This window comes from Pseudomonas sp. TNT2022 ID642 (assembly GCF_028656995.1).
Taxonomy (GTDB): Bacteria; Pseudomonadota; Gammaproteobacteria; order Pseudomonadales; family Pseudomonadaceae; genus Aquipseudomonas.
On the sequence record NZ_JAMDGW010000001.1, the window covers coordinates 278,597 to 301,496 of the forward strand.

At 60.9% G+C, this 22,900-nt stretch carries 18 protein-coding genes; 10 read left to right on the forward strand and 8 right to left on the reverse strand.

Features of this window, described 5'->3' with window-relative positions:
- Positions 1-54 precede the first annotated feature (54 nt).
- The 8 genes from M5G26_RS01245 to M5G26_RS01280 form a co-directional block, all read right to left on the reverse strand.
- Positions 55-1,539, reverse strand: a complete 1,485-nt coding sequence (locus tag M5G26_RS01245) for an APC family permease (RefSeq protein WP_093436757.1) — start codon at positions 1,537-1,539, stop codon at positions 55-57.
- Between the two features lie 225 nt (positions 1,540-1,764).
- The gene (locus tag M5G26_RS01250; protein WP_273914249.1) at positions 1,765-3,189 is read right to left on the reverse strand and encodes a gamma-aminobutyraldehyde dehydrogenase; all 1,425 of its coding nucleotides are present in this window, start codon (positions 3,187-3,189) and stop codon (positions 1,765-1,767) included.
- A gap of 160 nt (positions 3,190-3,349) precedes the next feature.
- Positions 3,350-4,177, reverse strand: a complete 828-nt coding sequence (locus M5G26_RS01255; RefSeq protein WP_273914250.1) for an ABC transporter permease — start codon at positions 4,175-4,177, stop codon at positions 3,350-3,352.
- On the reverse strand, positions 4,167-5,087 hold the full coding sequence (locus M5G26_RS01260) for an ABC transporter permease (protein ID WP_007908947.1): 921 nt from the start codon (positions 5,085-5,087) through the stop codon (positions 4,167-4,169). Before M5G26_RS01260 ends, M5G26_RS01255 begins: the two co-directional genes overlap by 11 nt.
- Before the next feature lie 16 nt (positions 5,088-5,103).
- Complete coding sequence (locus tag M5G26_RS01265) at positions 5,104-6,141, reverse strand: ABC transporter ATP-binding protein (protein ID WP_273914251.1); 1,038 nt, start codon at positions 6,139-6,141, stop codon at positions 5,104-5,106.
- A 266-nt stretch (positions 6,142-6,407) separates the two neighbouring features.
- A complete protein-coding gene (gene ydcS / locus M5G26_RS01270; RefSeq protein WP_273914252.1) occupies positions 6,408-7,559 on the reverse strand; it encodes a putative ABC transporter substrate-binding protein YdcS in 1,152 nt (383 codons plus the stop codon).
- 83 nt (positions 7,560-7,642) lie between these two features.
- The gene (locus M5G26_RS01275; protein WP_273914448.1) at positions 7,643-9,100 is read right to left on the reverse strand and encodes a gamma-aminobutyraldehyde dehydrogenase; all 1,458 of its coding nucleotides are present in this window, start codon (positions 9,098-9,100) and stop codon (positions 7,643-7,645) included.
- A 131-nt stretch (positions 9,101-9,231) separates the two neighbouring features.
- Positions 9,232-10,146: a LysR family transcriptional regulator gene (locus tag M5G26_RS01280; RefSeq protein ID WP_007949637.1), complete on the reverse strand. Its 915-nt coding sequence runs from the start codon at positions 10,144-10,146 to the stop codon at positions 9,232-9,234.
- Positions 10,147-10,323: 177 nt separating this feature from the next.
- On the opposite strand from M5G26_RS01280, the gene M5G26_RS01285 reads away from it, so the two are divergent.
- From M5G26_RS01285 to lysS, 10 genes are all read left to right on the forward strand, one after another.
- Positions 10,324-11,046 (forward strand): tellurite resistance TerB family protein, encoded by a 723-nt coding sequence (locus tag M5G26_RS01285; RefSeq protein ID WP_134174846.1) that lies wholly within the window; start codon positions 10,324-10,326, stop codon positions 11,044-11,046.
- Positions 11,047-11,414: 368 nt separating this feature from the next.
- Entirely contained in the window at positions 11,415-13,037 is a 1,623-nt protein-coding gene (locus tag M5G26_RS01290; protein ID WP_095112550.1) for a methyl-accepting chemotaxis protein, read from the forward strand.
- Positions 13,037-13,573 carry a chemotaxis protein CheW gene (locus tag M5G26_RS01295; RefSeq protein ID WP_134174850.1) on the forward strand — a complete coding sequence of 179 codons (537 nt, stop codon included), beginning with the start codon at positions 13,037-13,039 and terminating at the stop codon, positions 13,571-13,573. Before M5G26_RS01290 ends, M5G26_RS01295 begins: the two co-directional genes overlap by 1 nt.
- Positions 13,570-14,841: a CheR family methyltransferase gene (locus M5G26_RS01300; RefSeq protein ID WP_273914253.1), complete on the forward strand. Its 1,272-nt coding sequence runs from the start codon at positions 13,570-13,572 to the stop codon at positions 14,839-14,841. Before M5G26_RS01295 ends, M5G26_RS01300 begins: the two co-directional genes overlap by 4 nt.
- Positions 14,838-15,521, forward strand: a complete 684-nt coding sequence (locus M5G26_RS01305; protein WP_134174854.1) for a chemotaxis protein CheW — start codon at positions 14,838-14,840, stop codon at positions 15,519-15,521. The genes M5G26_RS01300 and M5G26_RS01305 overlap by 4 nt, the downstream gene beginning before the upstream one ends.
- Complete coding sequence (locus tag M5G26_RS01310; RefSeq protein WP_122600879.1) at positions 15,518-17,806, forward strand: hybrid sensor histidine kinase/response regulator; 2,289 nt, start codon at positions 15,518-15,520, stop codon at positions 17,804-17,806. Before M5G26_RS01305 ends, M5G26_RS01310 begins: the two co-directional genes overlap by 4 nt.
- Positions 17,803-18,813: a chemotaxis response regulator protein-glutamate methylesterase gene (locus M5G26_RS01315; RefSeq protein WP_273914254.1), complete on the forward strand. Its 1,011-nt coding sequence runs from the start codon at positions 17,803-17,805 to the stop codon at positions 18,811-18,813. Before M5G26_RS01310 ends, M5G26_RS01315 begins: the two co-directional genes overlap by 4 nt.
- 48 nt (positions 18,814-18,861) lie before the next feature.
- Positions 18,862-19,863 carry a response regulator gene (locus M5G26_RS01320; protein ID WP_095126472.1) on the forward strand — a complete coding sequence of 334 codons (1,002 nt, stop codon included), beginning with the start codon at positions 18,862-18,864 and terminating at the stop codon, positions 19,861-19,863.
- A 312-nt stretch (positions 19,864-20,175) separates the two neighbouring features.
- Positions 20,176-21,271 (forward strand): peptide chain release factor 2 gene (gene prfB, locus M5G26_RS01325; RefSeq protein ID WP_104995687.1). Its coding sequence is split into 2 segments (ribosomal slippage): positions 20,176-20,247 and positions 20,249-21,271, totalling 1,095 coding nucleotides; the frame shifts between segments, so codons are not numbered across the junction.
- Between the two features lie 111 nt (positions 21,272-21,382).
- Entirely contained in the window at positions 21,383-22,885 is a 1,503-nt protein-coding gene (gene lysS, locus M5G26_RS01330) for a lysine--tRNA ligase (protein ID WP_007908910.1), read from the forward strand.
- The last annotated feature ends 15 nt before the right edge of the window (positions 22,886-22,900 follow it).

The following is a 22,900-nucleotide window of genomic DNA, read 5'->3' on the forward strand; positions in this document are numbered from 1 at the left end:
GTTTCACGGCTTGCCTGAACCCCGGCACCTTGTCGGTGCCGGGATCACAGGCTCTTAGCGACTCACCTTCCACGCATCCCCAGCCGGCGCCTTGCCATGGTCATACGGCTTGCCAATCCACATATAAACCAGCCCCAAACCAATCACGATCGCAGTACTCAACACCATCGCATAGTTCACATACCACGCTGCATCCGGCGTACGTGGCCAAGCCATGTTGATGATGGCGCCAACGCCGTACACCAGCGCGCCGATGTTCACCGGCCAGCCCCATGCGCCAAGGGTGAATTTGCCGCTGGGTTTCCAGCCTTTGCTGCGGGCGTACAGCGCGGCCAGCACGATCATCTGGAACGCGAGGTAGATGCCGATGGCGGCGAAGCTGACGATGGTGGCCACGGCGTCTTGCAGGAAGAAACCGAGGGCGATGATCAGGGCCGGCAGGACGCCGGACACGAACAGTGCGGCAACCGGTACTTGGGTGGTAGGAGAAATCTTTTTCAGCAGTCGGCTGCCGATGACCATTTCGTCGCGAGCGTAGGAGTACAGCAGACGACTCGCCGCGGCTTGCAGGCTGATGACGCAGGAGATGAAGGAAATCATTACCACGCCCATCACCACTTTCGAGCCGACCGGGCCGAAGGCGTTGTTGAGGATGGTGGTGACCGGGTCTTTGTCGGTGCCGTTGATCACCGCTTGCATGTCCGGCACGGCGAGGATCAGCGCCAGGCAGGCGAACATCGCCGCGATGCCGCCGATGTAGATGGTCATGCGCATGGCCACCGGGATTTTTGCGCTCGGGTTCGGGGTTTCTTCGGCGACGTCGCCGCAAGCCTCGAAGCCGTAGTAGAGGAACATTCCCGCCAGCGAGGCAGTGAGGAACGCCGGCAGGTACGAGCCGTCGACGCTGATGTCGAAGGTGTTGAACAGCACGCTCAGCGGTTGATGGCGTTCGAACACCAGCAGGTAAACACCGACGATCACCGCGCCGACCAGTTCGCAGAGAAAGCCGAACATGGCAATGCGCGCCAGCACTTTGGTGCCGCTGAGGTTGACCAGTGTGGCGAACAGGGTCAGCACCAGGGCGATGACGATGTTGGTGTTGTTGCTTGGCTCAAAGCCGAGCATGGCGGCCAGGTACGGGCCAGCGCCGACCGCAACTGCAGCAATGGTGACGCACAGGGCGATGGAGTAGATCCAGCCGACCATCCATGCCCATTTTTTACCGACCAATCGGCGTGCCCAAGGGTAAACCCCGCCGGAAATCGGGAACTGCGAAACCACTTCGCCGAAGATCAGGCACACCAGCAACTGGCCGCAACCGACCAGCAAGTAGGCCCAGAACATCGGTGGGCCGCCGGCGGCGAGGCACAGGCCGAAGAGGGTATAAACCCCTACGACCGGTGACAGATAAGTGAAGCCCAACGCGAAGTTTTCCCACAGGCTCATGCTGCGGTTGAAGTTCGAGGTGTAGCCCAGTTTGCGCAGTTGTTCGGCATCGCTGTCGGCAACGGCTGCGGCGAGATCGGGTGAGGCACTCATGTGTGATTGCTCCGTGAAATCGGCAGATTTCGGATGGCCGAGGCCGTGGCGGGGCTTTGTGGGCGCCGCCCGGTTCGGTAGTTATTGTTTTGGTTTCGGTGAAGCCTGGTGGTGGATCGCCGACATCGTCCGTGTGTCGCGGAAAAGATCGCAGCCTGCGGCAGCTCCTACAGAAGAGCGGCGTCCATCATGTAGGAGCTGCCGCAGGCTGCGATCTTTTCGCTGTTAATGCTTGAACATCACATGCCGAACCGTGGTGTAGTCCTCCAGCCCATACATGGACATGTCTTTCCCGTAGCCGGACAATTTCTGACCGCCATGGGGCATTTCGCTGACAAGCATGAAGTGCGTATTCACCCACGTGCAGCCGTACTGCAAACGCGCCGACAGGCGATGCGCGCGTCCGACATCTGCCGTCCACACGGAGGAGGCGAGGCCGTAGTCCGAATCGTTGGCCCACTCCAGCGCCTGCGCTTCATCAGTAAATTTGGTCACCGAAACCACCGGCCCAAACACTTCGCGGCGGACGATTTCATCGTCCTGCTGCGCATCGGCCAACACCGTCGGTTCAAAGAAGAAGCCGTTACCGTCAACAGCCTTGCCACCAGTGATCAAACGAATGTGCGATTGCGCCACAGCACGCTCGACAAACCCGGCAACGCGATCGCGATGTTGCGCTGTGATCAGCGGCCCCAGCTCAGTCGACGGATCATCCTGCAAGCCGTACTTGATGCTGCTGACCGCCGCGCCGAGTTTCTCGACGAACTTGTCGTAGATACCTTGCTGCGCATAGATCCGGCACGCGGCGGTGCAGTCCTGCCCGGCGTTGTAGAAACCGAAGGTACGAATACCTTCCACCGCCGCATCGATATCGGCGTCGTCGAAGATGATCACCGGCGCCTTGCCGCCCAGTTCCATGTGCATGCGTTTAACGCTGTCGGCAGTGCTGGAAATGATGTTGGCGCCCGTGGCGATGGAGCCGGTCAGCGAAACCATGCGCACTTTCGGATGGGTAACCAACGGACTGCCAACGGTAGGACCGCGACCAAATACCAGATTGAGTACGCCGGCCGGGAAGATTTCCGACGCCAGTTCGGCCAGACGCAACGCGGTCAGCGGGGTTTGTTCCGATGGCTTGAGCACCACGGTATTACCGGCCGCCAGCGCCGGGGCGATTTTCCAGGCGACCATCATCAGCGGGTAGTTCCACGGCGCGATGGAGGCGATCACACCGACCGGGTCGCGGCGGATCATCGAGGTGTGGCCGGGCAGGTATTCGCCGCCGGCCGAGCCGCTCATGCAACGGCTGGCGCCGGCGAAGAAGCGGAACACGTCGGCAATCGCCGGAATCTCGTCGTTGAGCGCGGCGCTGTAGGGTTTGCCGCAGTTATCGGATTCGAGCTTGGCCAGTTCTTCGCCGTGGGCTTCGATGGCGTCGGCGAGTTTGAGCAGCAGCAGCGAACGGTCTTTCGGCGCGGTTTGCGACCAGTCGGCGAAGGCGTTGTCGGCGGCGCGCACGGCGGCATCGACCTGGGCTTCGCTGGCTTCGTTGATTTCTACCAGGACTTCGCCAAGTGAAGGGTTGAGCACCGGTTGCGCCGGGCCTTCGCCGTTGACCAGTTGGCCGTTGATCAGGAGTTTGGTTTGCATGTCTGTTGTCCTCACTAATACTTTTATTGTTCTGCGGAAACCGAACCCATGTAGGAGCTGCCGAAGGCTGCGATCTTTTGATGTTGCTTTGAAGATCAAGATCAAAGGATCGCAGCCTTCGGCAGCTCCTACACGGGATTCGGTTTCTTCAGTTGTTCGGTTATTTGCCGCCGCTACCGGCGACACTCTCGCCGCCACGCGTCAGGTAGTACGCGCCGAGGATCGGCAACATGGTCACCATCATCACCAGCATGGCGACGACGTTGGTCACCGGCACATCCCGTGGCCGGCTCAGTTGATTGAGCAGCCACAACGGCAACGTGCGCTCATGCCCGGCGGTAAACGTGGTGACGATGATTTCGTCGAACGACAGCGCAAACGCCAACATGCCGCCGGCCAGCAACGCCGAGCCGAGATTGGGCAGGATGATGTAGCGAAAGGTCTGCCAGCCATCGGCGCCGAGGTCCATTGAGGCCTCAATCAAACTGTGCGAAGTACGGCGCAGGCGGGCGATGACGTTGTTGTAGACGATCACCACGCAGAAGGTCGCGTGGCCGACAATGATGGTGAACATCCCCGGCTCGATCCCCAGCGTCTTGAACGTCGCCAGCAGCGCGATCCCGGTGATGATCCCCGGCAGCGCGATCGGCAAAATCAGCATCAGTGAAATGCCTTGTTTGCCGAAGAAATCCCGGCGGTACAAAGCGGCCGATGCGAGCGTGCCGAGCACCATCGCAATCAATGTGGCGATGGCGGCGATTTGCAGCGACAGCTTGATCGACTCCAGAACATCCGGTCGCGAAAACGTCACGCTGAACCAGTGCAACGTGAAGCCCTTCGGTGGAAAGCTGAACGCGGCTTCCTCGGTGTTGAAGGCGTAAAGGAAGATGATCAGGATCGGGAAGTGCAGAAACACCAACCCGCCCCAGGCTGCTATTTTCAGGCCTAGAGAGGCTTTCTCCCCCTGCTTTTCTGAATTAGAGCGCATCGAAAGCCCCCAGTCGTTTGACGATCGAAAGGTAAACCGCGATCAACACAATCGGCACCAACGTAAACGCGGCGGCCATCGGCATATTGCCGATCGCACCTTGCTGCGCGTACACCATGCTGCCGACAAAATAGCCCGGCGGCCCGACCAGTTGCGGCACGATGAAATCACCCAAGGTCAGCGAAAACGTGAAGATCGAACCCGCCGCGATGCCCGGAATCGACAGCGGCAAAATCACCTGCATAAAGGTCTGACGCGGCTTGGCGCCAAGGTCAGCGGAGGCCTGCAACAGCGATGGCGGCAGACGTTCCAGCGACGCCTGAATCGGCAGGATCATGAATGGCAGCCAGATATAGACAAACACCATGAACCGCCCCAGATGCGAGGTCGACAAGGTGCTGCCACCGACGCCGGGAATCCCCAGAATGAACTGCAACACCGGCTCCAATCCAAGGTGCTGCACAAACCATTGCGCCACGCCGCCCTTGGCCAACAGCAACGTCCACGCATACGCCTTGACAATGTAACTGGCCCACATCGGCATCATCACCGCGATGTAGAAAAACGCCTTGGTCTTGCCCGTGGTGTAGCGCGCCATGTAATAGGCGATCGGGAACGCGACGATGGCGCTGGCGATCGACACGACGATGGCCATGCTCAGCGTGCGCAGGATGATGTCGAAGTTCGACGGTTGAAACAGCGCGGCAAAATTCGCCAGGGTCAGGTCAGGGGTGACCGCCATGGTGAAGTCGTCGAAGGTGTAGAAACCCTGCCACAACAGCACCAGCAGCGAGCCGAGGTAGATCGCGCCAAACCACAGCAGCGGCGGCACCAGCAGCATCGACAAGTACAGGTTGGGCTTGCGGTAGAGCAGGTTGGAAAACCGGCGCAACGGCGGCGATGCAGTCATCGCGAGCGTGCTCATGTCACACCCCGCTCGTCACGGTGTCGTGCAACGGAATCATCGCTTCCCGCGCCCAACGCGCGCTCAGACGCTGGCCGGTCTGGTGTTGTGCGCTGCTATCGACCCACTGATTGTTGGCGTGGCTGATGCTCAGGGTCTGACCGTTCTCCAGCTTCAATTCATAACGGGTGGCGCTGCCTTGGTACTGAATGTCGTGGAGCAGGCCGCTGACTTCGATTTCGTGACTGGCCAGCGGGCCTTCGGCAAACCGCACGTGTTCCGGGCGGATCGAAAACGGCTGGGGATGGCCGCTGATCTGGCGCGCTAGATCGCCACGAATCACGTTCGAGGTGCCGACGAATTCAGCGACAAATGTGGTGGTCGGTTTCATGTACAGATTGCGCGGCGTGTCGACCTGCTCGATGCGGCCCTTGTTGAACACGGCGACGCGATCGGACATCGACAGCGCTTCGGTTTGATCGTGGGTGACGAAGATGAAGGTGATGCCGAGCTGGCGTTGCAGCTTCTTCAGTTCGCTTTGCATTTGCTCGCGCAGTTTCAGATCGAGGGCGCCCAAAGGCTCGTCGAGCAACAGCACGCGCGGACGATTGACCAAGGCGCGGGCGAGGGCCACACGCTGGCGCTGACCGCCGGACAACTGCACCGGTTTGCGGGCGCCGTAACCGCCGAGGGCGACCATGTCCAAGGCTTCTTCGGCGCGTTTATGCCGCTCGTTTTTGCCGACGCCTTTGACCTTTAAACCGTAGGCGACGTTGTCGAGGACGTTCATGTGCGGGAACAACGCGTAATCCTGAAACACTGTGTTGACGTCACGTTGATACGGCGGCAAACCCGCCGCTTCGGCGCCGTGGATGCGGATCGAACCGGCGCTCGGTTGTTCGAACCCGGCGATCAGCCGCAGGCAGGTGGTCTTGCCCGAGCCGGATGGGCCGAGCATGGAAAAGAACTCGCCGTCCTCGATATCGATGGAAACCCGGTCAACGGCTTTTACGTCGCCGAACTGCCGGGAAACGTTGGTGAACTGGACTGCAAGCGTCATGGTGCGGTGCTCCGGTAAAACGGGCTTTCAAAAAAGTCGTGTGTGCGTCGAAAAGATCGCAGCCTGCGGCAGCTCCTACAGTAGGTGTGCAGGGCGCTGAAATTGCTTTTAGCTCCCTCTCCCTCCGGGAGAGGGCGGGGGGTGAGGGTGGCTTTATTGGCCGTTGCCCTTCAATCAAGAGCAAAGGCAAAAGCTACCCCCTCACCCCAGCCCTCTCCCCCAGGGGGGCGAGGGGGAAAGGGAGCTAGACCGAGGTGCTCCCGGGCTTAGCGGCCGCCCATGATCGCAATGTAGTCCTGAGTCCAACGGCTATAGGGCACAAACTTGCCGCCCTCAGCCTGCGGGGTTTTCCAGAAGGCGATTTTGTCGAACTGGTCGAAACCGTTGGTTTTGCAGCCTTCAGCGCCGAGCAATTCGCTCTCTTTGCACGCCGCTGGCACCGCTGGCAATGAACCAAACCACGCCGCCACATCACCCTGTACTTTTGGCTTCAGCGACCAGTCCATCCACTTGTACGCGCAGTTCGGGTGTTTGGCCTCGGCGTGCAACATGGTGGTGTCGGCCCAACCCGTAGCGCCTTCTTTCGGAATGGTCGAAGCAATCGGCTGCTTCTCGTTCATCAAACCATTGACCTGATACGGCCAAGCACTCGACGCCACCACGCCTTCGTTTTTGAAGTCGCTCATCTGCACCGTGGTGTCGTGCCAGTAGCGGTGGATCAGCGGCTGCTGCGCGCGCAACAGATCGAGCACGGCTTTGTACTGATCTTCGGTGAGTTGGTACGGATCCTTGATGCCCAATTCGGGCTTGGTCGATTTCAGATACAGCGCCGCATCGGCGATGTAGATCGGCCCGTCATAGGCCTGCACGCGGCCCTTGTTCGGCTTGCCGTCGGGCAGATCCTGCGCGGAAAACACCACGTTCCAACTGGTCGGCGCGGTCTTGAATACGTTGGTGTTGTACATCAGCACGTTCGGGCCCCACTGGTACGGGGTGCCGTAAGTCTGGTTGTTGACCACGTACCACGGCGCATCTTTGAGGCGCGGGTCGAGGGTGTTCCAGTTCGGGATCAACGCAGTGTTGATCGGTTGCACACGCTTGCCGACGATCAACCGCAGCGACGCATCGCCCGACGCGGTGACCAGGTCATAACCGCCCTTGGCCATCAGGCTGACCATTTCGTCCGAGGTGGCGGCGGTTTTTACATTGACCTTGCAGCCGGTTTCTTTTTCGAAACCGGTCACCCAGTCGTAGGCTTTGTCGCTCTCGCCACGTTCGATGTAACCCGGCCACGCAACGATATCCAGCTGACCTTCGCCAGCACCGACAGCCTTTAACGGCTCGGCCGCTTGCAGGCTGGCACTGGCCAGCAGGGCCGTGGTGATTGCACTGAGCAGTGCGGTCTTGTGCACGAACATGGTTGAACCCTCTTCTTTAAATTATGGTCGGGGCAGTTGTGAACGCGGTGAAGCATGCCGTTGGCGGCTTGTTATTAGCGTAGTCAGAGATGCTGGCCGTGGCGGGCCATGATGTGCCGCACCACGCTGTAGTCCTGAAGCGAATCACTGGATAAGTCTTTGCCGTAACCGGAGCGTTTCAGCCCGCCGTGGGGCATTTCGCTGACCAGCATGAAATGGCTGTTGATCCATGTGCAGCCGTACTGCAGGCGCGCGGCGACTTGCATGGCCTTGTCCAGGTTCTGTGTCCACACCGACGAGGCAAGGCCGTATTCGGAGTCGTTGGCCCAGTCGACGGCCTGCGCGAGTTCGTCGAAACGGGTCACGGTGACCACCGGGCCGAACACTTCGCGCTGGACGATTTCGTCGCTCTGTTTGCAACCGGCGAGCAGCGTCGGCTGATAGTAGAAACCGGCGCCGGAATGCACCGCCGCACCGGTCACGCGTTCGATGTGCGGCTGACCGAGGGCGCGCTCGACGAAACTGGCGACGCGGTCGCGCTGGCGGGTGCTGATCAGCGGGCCGATCTCATTATCGGCATCACGTTTGCCGGCGAAGCGCAGGCTGCTGACGGCGGCGCCGAGTTCGGCGACCAATTTGTCGTGAATCCCGGCTTGCGCGTAGATCCGGCAGGCGGCGGTGCAGTCTTGGCCAGCGTTGTAGTAACCGTAGGTGCGCACGCCTTCGACCACGGCCTGAATGTCAGCGTCGTTGCAGACGATCACCGGGGCTTTGCCGCCGAGTTCGAGGTGCGTGCGTTTCAGGGTTTTCGCGGCGGCCTGGAGGATTTTCTGTCCGGTGACGATATCGCCGGTCAGCGAGACCATTCGCACTTTGGCGTGGCCGACCAAATGGCTGCCGACGCCTTCGCCGCCACCGCAGATGATGTTGATCACCCCGCGCGGGAGGATTTCGGCCAGCGCCGGCGCCAGGGCGAGGATCGACAGCGGCGTGTGTTCGGAGGGCTTGAACACCAGCGTGTTGCCGGCGGCGAGGGCCGGGGCGATTTTCCACGCGGCCATCATGATCGGGTAGTTCCACGGCGCAATCGAGGCGATCACGCCAATCGGATCGCGGCGCACCATGCTGGTGTAGCCCGGCAGGTATTCGCCGCTCAACTGACCAGTCTGGCAACGCACCGCGCCGGCGAAGAAACGGAATACATCGACGGTCGCCGTCAGATCGTCCTGACGCGCTAGGTGCAAAGGCTTGCCGCAGTTCAGCGATTCGAGGCGGGCGAGGTGGTCGGCGTGTTTTTCCACGGCGTTGGCGATGTCGAGCAGCAGGTTGGAACGTTGCTGCGGCGTGGTGCGCGACCATTCGGCGAAGGCGCGGTGGGCGGCGAGGATGGCGGCTTCGACTTGCTCGGTGCTGGCCTCGGCGATGTGCGTGAGGATTTCACCGGTGGCGGGGTTGAGAATCGGCTCGACAAAACCTTCCCCGGCGACCAATTCGCCATCGATCAACAACGCGGTACACATCGGGGTCTGCACGCCAGCCATTTTCCGCGATCTCTTTTCTTGTGTGGCCATTGTTGCTCCCTGATATCGGGAGCCGACCGTCTTATAGATGCAGCAAGACTAGTGCGCGGCTCCGAGGTCGACAAATTCTAAATACTGAAGGCAGCATTCGATTAAATAGATGGCTTGCGTCCGCCGTGGGGTTGTTCGCGGGCCACGGTCAGGAATGGGTCGACAAGAGCGGGGCGCGCAGTGCCACGGCGCCAGGCCAGGCCCACGTCCAAGGTCTGATTGAGGTCGGCGATCGGACGCGCTTCGATGATGTCGCCCTCCAGCGACCATGGGCGATAAGTCATGTCCGGCTGAATCGACACGCCCAAACCTGCGGCGACCAGGCTTCGCACCGCCTCGGTGGACGCGGTTCTCAGGGTGATTTTTGGTTGCAGCCCGGAACCGCGCCAGAAACGCTGGGCGTTGCGATCCATTTCATCGACGTTGAGTTGAATCAGCGGTTCGCGGGCAACGTCGGCGAGGTTGATGCTGTCGTGCTCCAGCAGTGGGTGCTGGGCCGGGAGCCACAAACGGTGCGGCGAGTGGGTCAGCACTTCGGTCTGCAAGGCGTGGCGATCTTCGAGGTTGGAGAGGATCAATACGCCGACATCGATCTCGCCGCTGACCAGCAAATGTTCGATGTAAGGGCGCTCGTCTTCCATCACGCGGATTTCGACGTTGGGATAGGCGCGTTGGAATCGTGTGAGCAAATCCGCCAGGTAATAGCCGGCGACCAGACTGGTTACGCCGACGATCAACTGCCCGGCGACCTGATCGGTGCTCTGCTGAAGGCTGCGCTTGGCGTTGTCCACGGTCGCCAGAATCAGGTGCGCCTGACGCAGGAATTGATGACCTTGATGTGTCAGCGTCATGCCCTTGGCATGGCGGCTGAACAGGCTGACGCCGATTTCCTCTTCCAGTTGCTGGATCGCCAGAGTCAGGGTCGATTGGGAAATAAACGCGGTTTGCGCGGCGGCAGAGATCGAGCCGGTCTCGGCCACGGCGATGAAGTGACGGATCTGACGCAGGGTCATCATGAGAAGGGTACCCAGTGGGCGGTTTTTATAGATTGGCCTGAGTGTATATCTATTTTTGCGAACGGCTTGGGCGTACTGAGCAACATCTGGAAGCACACTCGCGGGCCGGGCTGGGGCACTTTCGAACTAGGCTGAGGGCCTTATAGATCCGGATAACCCCTGTTTTGGAGGCGGAACATGAACACCCGTGGATTGCTCGATCAACTGCTTAAATCTGGCCAGGATCTGTTGCAGAACAAGGCTGGCGGAACGCAGAACAAACCGGCTGCCGGTGGCTTAGGCGGTTTGCTCGGCGGCGCCTCTGGCTCCGGTGGCCTCGGCAGTCTGCTGTCAGGTGCAGGTGGTGGTGCATTGGCAGCAGGTGCGATGGGCTTGCTGCTTGGTAACAAGAAAGTGCGCAAGGTCGGCGGTAAAGTCGCGATTTATGGCGGTCTCGCGGCGCTGGGTGTGCTGGCGTACAAGGCTTACGGCAACTACAACGCGCAAAAGGGCACCGCCCCACAACGCGAACCGCAAACCCTCGACCGTTTGCCACCGGCACAAGCCGAGCAACACAGCCAGGCCATTCTCAAGGCGCTGGTCGCTGCTGCCAAAGCTGACGGCCATATCGATGACCGCGAACGTGAGCTGATCGAAGGCGAATTCACCAAGCTCGATAACGATCAGGAGCTACAGCACTGGCTGCACGCCGAACTCAACAAACCCCTCGACCCGACCGACGTCGCCCGCGCCGCGAGCACGCCGGAGATGGCGGCGGAGATGTACATCGCCAGCGTGATGTTGGTGGATGAGGAGAACTTCATGGAGAAGAGTTATCTGGATGAACTGGCGCGGCAATTGAAGCTCGAGCCGGGGTTGAAGTCGGAGCTGGAGAAGCAGGTGCGGCTGGCCTCTGTGTAGAGACGGCGTGCTTTAACAATCGCAACCCCCTGTGGGAGCGAGCCTGCTCGCGAAAGCGCCGGGCCAGACGACATCGATGTTGACCGTTCCGGCCTCTTCGCGAGCAGGCTCGCTCCCACAGGTTATTCCGGCGTGCACGGAGCCTGCTCGCGATGATGTTTCAGCCTCACTTCATACGCCATGGCCGATCTATCGCCTCCTTTTGCCAGTACCCCACTGGCATGCTCACCTGCAATTGTCGGACAGTCCCACCCCAGAGCCCTCCCGCAAACCATGCCGGACGGGCCCGAGGGTTAAAAAGCGTCTTATAAATGAAACACCGCCCTCGGCTATACTCCCCGCATTTCGATCAGGCACGAGGAATCACTGTGAAGAACTGGACGTTGCGCCAACGCATTTTGGCGAGCTTTGCGGTGATTATCGCCATCATGTTGCTGATGGTCGTCGTTTCGTATTCACGGCTGTTGAAGATCGAGGTCAGTGAAAACAGCGTGCGTGATGACGCGATTCCCGGCGTTTATTACAGCTCGATGATTCGAGGTGCGTGGGTCGATAGTTATCTGCAGACTCAGGAACTGCTCGGGCTCAAGGAAGGCCAGGGGATTTCCAGCGAGGACGCGGCCGACTACAAGGCGTTCGAGGCGCGTCTGCAGGAGCAGATGGCCAACTATCGCAAAACCATGGCGACCGACGAGGATCGTGTCGAGTTCGCCGCGTTCGAGAAGTATCACGACGCCTACATCCAGATTCAGGATGCCGTGCTGGATCTGCACAAACGCAACCTGGAAGCGGACGCGGTCAGGATGTTCCACGACAAGCTCACGCCAGCCTGGTATTCCGGGCGTATGAAGCTCAACGACATCATCGGCGAAAACAAGACAGTCGCCGACCAGGCCATGAACAATATCGATGACGCTGTGGCCGCGGCCAAAGTCAGCATGTTCATTTCCCTGTTGGTCGCCGTCCTGGCCGCCGGCCTGTGCGGCCTGTTGTTGATGCGCGCAATCATGGCGCCGATGAACCGCATTGTGCAGATCCTCGAAACCATGCGCACCGGTGACCTCAGTTCGCGTCTGAACCTCGATCGCAAGGACGAATTCGGCGCCGTCGAAACCGGCTTCAACGACATGATGACCGAGCTGACCGCGCTGGTGTCCCAAGCGCAGCGCTCGTCGGTGCAGGTGACCACCTCGGTGACCGAGATCGCCGCCACCTCGAAGCAACAACAAGCCACCGCCACCGAAACCGCCGCAACCACCACAGAGATTGGCGCGACGTCCCGTGAGATTGCGGCAACTTCGCGCGATCTGGTGCGCACCATGACCGAAGTGTCCACCGCCGCCGATCAGGCCTCGGTGCTGGCCGGTTCCGGCCAGCAAGGTCTGGCGCGCATGGAAGACACCATGCACTCGGTGATGGGCGCGGCCGATCTGGTCAACGCCAAACTGGCGATCCTCAACGAGAAGGCCGGCAACATCAATCAGGTGGTGGTGACCATCGTCAAGGTCGCCGACCAGACCAACCTGTTGTCGCTCAACGCCGCCATCGAAGCTGAAAAGGCTGGTGAATACGGTCGCGGTTTTGCCGTGGTCGCCACCGAGGTGCGACGTCTGGCGGATCAGACCGCCGTGGCCACGTATGACATCGAGCAGATGGTTCGCGAGATCCAGTCGGCGGTGTCTGCCGGGGTGATGGGCATGGACAAGTTCTCTGAAGAAGTGCGCCGTGGCATGTCCGAAGTGCAGCAGGTCGGTGAGCAGCTGTCGCAGATCATCCATCAAGTGCAGGCGCTGGCGCCGCGGGTGTTGATGGTCAACGAAGGCATGCAGGCTCAGGCCACCGGTGCCGAGCAGATCAACCATGCGCTGGTGCAGTTGGGCGACGCCAGCAGCCAGACCGTCGAATCGTTGCGTCAAGCCAGTTTCGCCATCGACGAACTGAGCCAGGTGGCCGTCGGGCTGCGCAGCGGCGTTTCGCGATTTAAAGTCTGATGAGCGAAATCCTCGCCAAACGCAGCGCCGCGCAGGTGGCGAAGCCGGCGTTGTTCCTGCTGTTTCGCATCGGTAGCGAACGTTACGCCCTGCGCGCCACCGAAGTGGCGGAAGTACTGCCGCGCCTGCCGTTGAAACCGATTGCGCGGGCGCCGCAGTGGGTTGCTGGCGTATTTGCCTATCGCGGTGCGGTGGTGCCGGTGATCGACCTCAGCGCATTGACCTTCGGCCATCCCGCCGAGGCGCGCACCAGCACCCGGCTGGTGCTGGTCAATTATCAGCCGGATGAATCGCAATCCGCGCAATGGCTCGGGCTGATTCTGGAACAGGCCACCGACACCCTGCGTTGCCATCCGCAAGAGTTTCAGCCTTACGGCCTCGACAACCGCGAGGCGCCTTACCTCGGCCCGGTGCGTGAAGATGCCCACGGATTGGTGCAATGGGTACGGGTCAATGACTTGCTCGATGACGCCGTGCGTACTTTGCTGTTCCCCGATCCGCCGCTGAGTCCGGCGCAGCTTGAGGCGCAGGCATGAGCAATGATCAGCGTTTTTTCGACTTTCTCAAGGAACGCATCGGCCTCGATGTGACGTCGGTCGGCCCGGCGATCATCGAGCGGGCCGTGCGCCAGCGCACAACGCTCTCGCAAGCCGCGCATGCCGATGAATATTGGCAATTGCTGCAAGGCTCACGGGATGAGCAACAGGCGCTGATCGAAGCAGTGATCGTCCCGGAAACGTGGTTTTTCCGTTACCCGGAATCCTTCGCCACGCTGGGCAAACTGGCGCGCAATCGCCTCGCCGAGCTGAACAACATGCGTGCGCTGCGCATCCTCAGCCTGCCGTGCTCCACCGGCGAAGAACCCTATTCGATAGTCATGGCTTTGCTCGATGCCGGGCTTAAACCGCATCAGTTCAAGGTCGATGGCATGGACGTCAGCCCGCTCTCGGTGGAGAAGGCGCGGCGTGCGCTGTATGGCAAAAACTCGTTTCGCGGCCAGGATCTGGACTTTCGCGAACGGCATTTCACCCCTGAGCAGGACGGCCATCGGGTCAACGAGAACGTGCGTGAGCAAGTGCGCTTGCAGGTCGGCAACGTGCTCGATCCGACGCTGCTGGCCAGTGAGCCGGCGTTCGATTTCGTGTTCTGCCGCAACCTGCTGATCTATTTCGATCAGCCGACGCAAAAACTGGTGTTCGAGGTGCTCAAGCGCCTGACGCACTTCGATGGCGTGCTGTTTATCGGCCCGGCCGAGGGCAGTTTGCTCGGGCGGTTGGGCATGCGTTCGATCGGCATCCCGCAATCCTTTGCCTTCAGTCGCCACAGTGAGCCGCATCCCGAACCGCTGCCGACACCCAAACCGATCGCGGTGCCGATTAGCCAACCGCAGCGCAGCATGCCGCCAGCGCCGATGCGCAATCGACCGTTTGCCGCCGTAACACCACTGCCAACCGCCAGCAAAAGCGCGAACCCGGACGCGGCGACGTTGCTGGCCAACATCGCCGCACTGGCTAACGAAGGCAAAAGCGCCGAAGCCCGGGCGGCGTGCGAACAGTATTTGCGCAGCCACGAACCGGTGGCCCAAGTCTTTTACTGGCTCGGCTTGCTCAGCGATGTCGCCGGCCTGACCCTCGAAGCCCAGGGTTTCTACCGCAAGGCGTTGTACCTCGAACCGCAACATCCCGAAGCGTTGATGCACCTGGCCGCATTGCTGCAGGCCCAGGGCGACAGCGTCGGTGCCAGACGATTGCAGGAGCGCGCCGCCCGCAGCGGGCGCACCGCCGACAGTGAGCGTAAACGATGATCCCGTCCGACACCTTGAACGTCACCCACGAAGACGCCCGGGCCATCGACGATTGCTGGAACCGCATCGGCATTCATGGCGACAAGTCCTGTCCGCTGCTTGAAGACCACATTCATTGCCGCAATTGCTCGGTGTATTCCGCCGCTGCCACGCGCTTGCTCGACCGTTATGCGTTGCAGCAGGACGAGCGCGACCCGGTGGCGACTGCCGTAGAAAGTGATGTGAAAACCCGCTCGTTGCTGATGTTCCGTCTCGGCGAAGAATGGCTGGGACTGGCGACGCGCAGCCTCGTTGAAGTCGCGCCGCTGCAGGCGATTCACTCGTTGCCGCACCAGCGCTCGCGGGCCTTGCTCGGCGTGGCGAATGTGCGCGGCGCGCTGGTGGCGTGCCTGTCGTTGGTTGAGTTGCTTGATCTGGATGGCAACGCCGCGCCAGCCACCGGCGCGCGCATCATGCCGCGCATGTTGATCATCGCCGCCCATGGCGGACCGGTGGTGGTGCCGGTGGATGAGGTCGACGGCATTCATGCCATCGACGAGCGCATTCTCGACGCCGCATCGCAGTCCGGCGCGCAAACCAGCGCGAAATACACCCGTGGCGTTCTGCAATATCGCGGTCGCAGCCTGCGTTGGCTGGATGAAGAACAGTTGTTGTCCGCCGTGACCCGGAGCCTCACATGACCCCCGAGCAAATGCGCGACGCCTCGCTGCTGGAGCTGTTCAGCCTCGAAGCCGAAGCGCAGACCCAAGTACTCAGCGCCGGGCTGCTGGCGCTGGAGCGCAACCCGACCCAGGCCGATCAGCTGGAATCGTGCATGCGTGCGGCGCACTCGCTCAAAGGTGCGGCGCGAATTGTCGGCATCGACAGCGGTGTCAGCGTCGCCCATGTCATGGAAGATTGCCTGGTCAGTGCGCAGGAAGGACGCTTGCTGCTGCGGCCCGAGCACATTGATGCGCTGTTGCAGGGCACCGATTTGCTGATGCGCATCGCCACGCCGGCCAATGCACCGCAGCCGAGTGATATTGAAGCTTACGTAGCGTTGATGGCGGGTTTGCTTGACCCTTCAACACCACCTGTAGCGTTCGTTGCGCCGCCGATGGCCGAGTTGCAACTTGAAGCACCGCCGGTGTTTGAACCCGCGCCAGCTCCTATCATGGACGCGCCGGTCGAATCCTCCGAATCGGCGCCACGCAAAAACAAACGCACCACCGAAGGTGGCGAACGCGTCTTGCGCGTTACCGCCGAACGCCTGAACAGTCTGCTCGATCTGTCGAGTAAATCGCTGGTGGAAACCCAGCGGCTCAAGCCGCACCTGGCGACCATGCAGCGTCTCAAGCGCATGCAGAACAACGGCCTGCGCGCGCTGGAAAACCTCAACGTCCATCTCAAGGAACACGCGCTGAGTCTGGAAGCGCTGGAAGCCTTGGAGGATGCGCGCCGTTTGCTCGCCGAATCCCAGCAACTGCTGAGCGAGAAAAACGCCGAACTCGACGAATTCGCCTGGCAGGCCAGCCAGCGCGCGCAAGTGCTCTACGACACCGCGCTGGCGTGCCGCATGCGGCCCTTCGCCGATGTGCTCACCGGTCAAGTGCGCATGGTGCGGGATCTGGGTCGCAGCCTTGGCAAACAGGTACGCCTGGAGATCGAAGGCGAGAAAACCCAGGTCGACCGCGATGTCCTGGAAAAACTCGAAGCGCCGCTCACCCATTTGCTGCGCAACGCTGTCGATCACGGCATCGAAACCCCTGAGCAGCGTCTGCTTAAAGGCAAATCAGAAGAGGGCCTGATCCGCCTGCGCGCCTCGCATCAGGCCGGTCTGCTGGTGCTGGAATTGAGCGATGACGGCAATGGCGTCGATCTGGAAAAGGTCCGCCGCAGCATTGTCGAACGGCAGTTATCCCCAGCCGAAACCGCAGCGCAGCTAAGCGAAGAGGAGCTGCTGACCTTCCTCTTTCTGCCCGGTTTCAGCCTGCGCGACACCGTCACCGAAGTGTCCGGGCGGGGCGTTGGCCTCGATGCTGTTCAACACATGGTTCGCCAGTTGCGCGGTGCGGTGGTGCTGGAGCAAACGGCGGGCGAGGGCAGTCGCTTTCATCTGGAAGTGCCGCTGACCTTGTCGGTGGTGCGCAGTCTGGTGGTGGAAGTTGGCGAAGAAGCGTATGCCTTCCCGCTGGCGCACATCGAGCGCATGTGTGATCTGGCGCCGGAGGACATCGTGCAGGTCGAAGGCCGTCAGCATTTCTGGCACGAAGGCCAGCACGTCGGGCTGGTCGCAGCCAGTCAGTTGCTCAACCGCCCGGCCAGCCAGAACAGTGGCGAAACCCTTAAAGTTGTGGTGATCCGTGAGCGCGATGCGGTTTACGGGGTTGCTGTGGAGCGCTTCATTGGCGAGCGCACGCTGGTGGTGTTGCCACTCGACGAGCGTCTGGGCAAAGTGCAGGACATCTCCGCTGGCGCGTTACTTGACGACGGCTCGGTGGTGTTGATTGTCGATGTCGAAGACATGCTGCGTTCGGTGGACAAACTGCTCAATACCGGGCGCCTTGAGCGCATCGCCCGTCATGGCAATCAGGCTGCCGAGGCGGCGCGCAAGCGCGTGCTGGTGGTCGACGACTCGCTGACCGTGCGCGAGCTGCAACGCAAACTGCTGCTCAATCGCGGCTACGACGTCGCGGTGGCGGTGGACGGCATGGACGGTTGGAACGCGCTGCGTTCGGAGGACTTCGATTTGCTGATCACCGACATCGACATGCCGCGCATGGACGGCATCGAACTGGTCACCCTGCTGCGCCGCGACAACCGTCTGCAATCGCTGCCGGTGATGGTCGTGTCGTACAAGGATCGTGAAGAGGATCGCCGCCGTGGCCTCGATGCCGGTGCCGACTATTATTTAGCCAAAGCCAGTTTTCATGACGACGCCCTGCTCGACGCAGTGGTCGAGCTTATCGGAGGAGCGCGGGCATGAAGATCGCAATCGTCAACGACATGCCCATGGCGGTGGAGGCCCTGCGCCGGGCGCTGGCCTTCGAACCGGCGCATCAGGTGGTCTGGGTCGCCCGCAACGGTGCCGAGGCGGTGCAACTGTGCGCCGATAATACCCCGGACCTGATCCTGATGGACCTGATCATGCCGGTGATGGATGGCGTCGAGGCCACCCGGCGGATCATGGCCGAAACGCCGTGCGCGATCGTCATCGTCACTGTCGACCGCCAGCAGAACGTGCACCGTGTCTTCGAAGCCATGGGCCACGGCGCGCTGGACGTGGTCGATACCCCAGCCCTCGGCGCTGGCAATGCGCAGGAAGCGGCGGCGCCGTTGCTGCGCAAGATCCTCAATATTGGCTGGCTGATCGGCGACAAGCCGCAACGCTCACGCCCGGCGCCGACACCCCAGCGCAGCTCCGCTTCGTGCAAGCGGCTGGTGGCGATCGGATCGTCTGCGGGCGGCCCGGCGGCGCTGGAATTGCTGCTCAAGGGCTTGCCCAAGGATTTCTCGGCGGCAATTGTGCTGGTGCAGCACGTCGATCAGGTGTTCGCCGCCGGCATGGCCGAATGGCTGGCCAGCGCCAGCGGCCTCGATGTGCGTCTGGCCCGCGAGGGCGAACCGCCGCAAGCCGGGGCGGTGCTGCTGGCCGGCACCAATCACCATATTCGCTTATTGAAAAACGGCACGCTGGCCTACACCGCCGAGCCGGTCAACGAAATCTATCGGCCCTCGATCGATGTGTTTTTCGAGAGTGTCGCCAGTTATTGGAATGGCGATGCCGTCGGGGTTTTATTGACCGGGATGGGGCGCGACGGGGCGCAAGGGCTTAAGCTCATGCGTCAGCAGGGTTACCTGACCATCGCGCAGGATCAGCAAAGCAGTGCGGTGTACGGCATGCCCAAGGCTGCTGCGGCGATTGATGCCGCGGTTGAAATTCGTGCACTGGAAAAGATAGCGCCACGATTGCTGGAGATTTTTCCCAAATGAACAGGTTTATCCGCAATCCTGGCCCCCGCAGTACACAGGTGACCGCCCATGAATGACTTACAGATCGACGACATTAAAACCGACGAAAACGCCGCCATGGTGTTGTTGGTGGACGATCAGGCGATGATCGGCGAAGCGGTGCGCCGTGGGCTGTCGAATCAGGAAAACATCGACTTTCACTTCTGCTCCGACCCGCAGCAGGCCATCGCGCAGGCCGTGCGGATCAAGCCGACGGTGATTCTGCAGGATCTGGTGATGCCCGGCCTCGATGGCCTGAGCCTGGTGCGCGAATACCGCAATCACCCGGCGACCAAGGACATCCCGATCATCGTCCTGTCGACCAAGGAAGACCCGCTGATCAAGAGCGCGGCGTTCTCCGCCGGCGCCAACGATTATCTGGTGAAACTGCCGGACACCATCGAGCTGGTGGCGCGAATCCGCTATCACTCGCGCTCGTACATGACGCTGCTGCAACGCGATGCCGCGTACCGTGCGTTGCGCGTCAGCCAGCAGCAATTGCTCGATACCAATCTGGTGCTGCAACGGCTGATGAATTCCGATGGCCTGACCGGGCTGTCCAACCGCCGCCACTTCGACGAGTACCTGGAACTGGAGTGGCGGCGTTCGCTGCGCGATCAGAGCCAGCTGTCGTTGTTGATGATCGATGTCGATTACTTCAAGTCCTACAACGACAGCTTTGGCCATGTTGAAGGCGACGAAGCGCTGCGCAAGGTCGCCACGGCGATCCGCGAGGCCAGCGCCCGACCTTCGGATCTGCCAGCGCGTTATGGCGGTGAGGAGTTTGTGCTGGTGCTGCCGAACACCTCGCCGGGCGGCGCGCGGCTGGTGGCGGAGAAACTGCGCCAGACCGTGGCTTCGCTGAAAATTCCGCACAACACCCCGGCGGAAGGGGCGAGCCTGACGATCAGTATTGGCCTGGCGACCATGGTGCCGCAGGCGGGTAGTGATTGCCGGTTGCTGATTTCGGCGGCGGATCGTGGGTTGTATCTGGCGAAGAACAGTGGGCGTAATCAGGTCGGAATCGAGTAGCGGCTGACCCTCACCCCATCCCTCTCCCGGAGGGAGAGGGGGCCGACCGAGGTGTCTTGGGTTCTGCATCGACCTGAAAGACCTCGGCGATTATGGATCTGTAAGCGTGGCGATCATGGATTCGGCTAAGACGTTTCACGTCGGTGTACCTCCCGAATATCCCCCAATCGGTCCCCTCTACCTCTGGGAGAGGGTTAGGGTGAGGGCACAAGGGTTTAATGATCCCCAGCACCCGCCAGACGGGCTGCCGTCACAGCCTGATTACGTTATACTCGCCGGCTTTCAAAAGTTCGCCAACGAGTGCTGCCCGTCATGGAAATCAACCCGATCCTGAACACCATCAAGGACCTGTCCGAGCGCTCCGAAACTATTCGGGGGTATCTTTGACTACGATCAAAAGCATGAGCGTCTGACTGAAGTCAATCGCGAGCTTGAAGATCCGAGCGTCTGGAACAAACCTGAGTATGCCCAGGAACTGGGCCGCGAGCGCGCCGCGCTGGCACAGATCGTCGATACCCTCGACGAACTGAACGCCGGTCTGGCCGATTGCCGCGACCTGCTGGACATGGCCGTCGAAGAAAACGACGAAGGCGCAGTGGGCGATGTCGTCGCCGAGCTGGCCCGTCTCGAGGAAAATCTGGCCAAGCTGGAATTCCGCCGCATGTTCAGCCATGAAATGGACCCGAACAACGCCTACCTGGACATCCAGGCCGGTTCCGGCGGCACCGAAGCCCAGGACTGGGCCAACATCCTCCTGCGCATGTACCTGCGCTGGGCGGATAAACGCGGTTTCGACGCGACCATCATGGAACTGTCGGCCGGTGAAGTCGCCGGTATCAAAGGCGCGACCGTGCACATCAAGGGCGAATACGCCTTTGGCTGGTTGCGTACCGAGATCGGTGTGCACCGTCTGGTGCGCAAGAGCCCGTTCGACTCCGGCAACCGTCGTCACACCTCGTTCTCCGCGGTTTTCGTCTCGCCAGAGATCGATGACAAGGTGGAAATCGAAATCAACCCGGCAGACCTGCGGATCGACACCTATCGTTCCTCCGGTGCCGGTGGTCAGCACGTAAACACCACCGACTCGGCCGTACGTATCACTCACGTACCGACCAACACCGTGGTCAGCTGCCAGAACGAACGTTCCCAGCACGCCAACAAGGACACCGCCATGAAAATGCTGCGGGCCAAGTTGTACGAGCAGGAAATGCAGAAACGCAACGCCGCGTCGCAAGCGCTGGAAGACACCAAGTCCGACATCGGCTGGGGTCACCAGATTCGCTCGTACGTGCTTGATGCGTCGCGGATCAAGGATCTGCGCACCAACATCGAACGCAGCGACTGCGACAAGGTGCTCGACGGCGATATCGACGAATACCTGGAAGCCAGCCTGAAATCGGGGCTGTAAAAGACGCACACAGGATCGCTGATGCAACGCGATCCCTGTAGGAGCCAGCCTGCTGGCGATCCCCGGGCCGCAAGGCCCGGGGGCAACGAACCTGATGGAATATCTAAAGACATGAGCGACCAACAACTCGACCCGCAAGCCCTGCAACAGGAAGAAAACTCCCTGATCGCGCTGCGCAAGGAAAAGCTGGCTGCCGAGCGCGCCAAGGGCAACGCCTTCCCGAACGACTTCCGCCGCGAAAACTACTGCGAAGATCTGCAGAAGAAATACGCGGACAAGACCAAGGAAGAGCTGGCAGAGGCTGCAATCCCGGTCAAGGTTGCCGGTCGCATCATGCTCAACCGTGGCTCGTTCATGGTGATCCAGGACATGACCGGTCGCATCCAGGTCTACGTCAACCGTAAAACCCTGTCGGAAGACACCCTGGCCGCGGTGAAAACCTGGGACATGGGCGACATCATTGCCGCCGAAGGCACCCTGGCGCGTTCCGGCAAGGGCGACCTGTACGTTGAAATGACCAGCGTGCGTCTGCTGACCAAATCGCTGCGTCCGCTGCCGGACAAGCACCACGGCCTGACCGACACCGAACAGCGCTACCGCCAGCGCTACGTTGACCTGATCGTCAACGAAGACGTGCGTCAGACCTTCCGCGTACGTTCGCAAGTGATCGCGCACATCCGCAGCTTCCTGATGAAGCGCGACTTCCTCGAAGTCGAAACGCCGATGCTGCAGACCATTCCTGGCGGCGCCGCAGCCAAGCCGTTCGAAACCCACCACAACGCGCTGGACATGGAAATGTTCCTGCGTATCGCGCCAGAGCTGTATCTGAAGCGTCTGGTGGTCGGTGGTTTTGAAAAGGTCTTCGAGATCAACCGCAACTTCCGTAACGAAGGCGTTTCGACTCGTCACAACCCAGAATTCACCATGTTGGAGTTCTACCAGGCTTACGCCGACTACGAAGACAACATGGACCTGACCGAAGAACTGTTCCGCGAACTGGCGCAGCTAGTGCTGGGCAGCACCGACGTGCCGTACGGCGACAAGGTGTTCCACTTCGGCGAGCCGTTCGTGCGTCTGTCGGTGTTCGACTCCATCCTCAAGTACAACCCTGAGCTGACTGCCGATGATCTGAACGACATCGACAAGGCCCGCGCCATCGCCAAGAAGGCCGGCGCCAAGGTGCTGGGCTTCGAAGGTCTGGGCAAGCTGCAGGTGATGATTTTCGAAGAACTGGTCGAGCACAAGCTGGAACAGCCGCACTTCATCACTCAGTACCCGTTCGAAGTGTCGCCGCTGGCCCGTCGCAACGACGACAACCCGAACGTCACCGACCGTTTCGAGCTGTTCATCGGTGGCCGTGAAATCGCCAACGCCTACTCCGAGTTGAACGACGCGGAAGACCAGGCCGAGCGCTTCATGGCGCAGGTGGCCGACAAGGACGCCGGCGACGACGAAGCCATGCACTACGACGCCGACTTCGTGCGCGCGCTGGAGTACGGCATGCCGCCAACGGCCGGTGAAGGTATCGGCATCGACCGTCTGGTGATGTTGCTGACCAACTCGCCGTCGATCCGCGATGTGATCCTGTTCCCGCACATGCGACCGCAAGCGTAAACGTTTCAGTTAAAA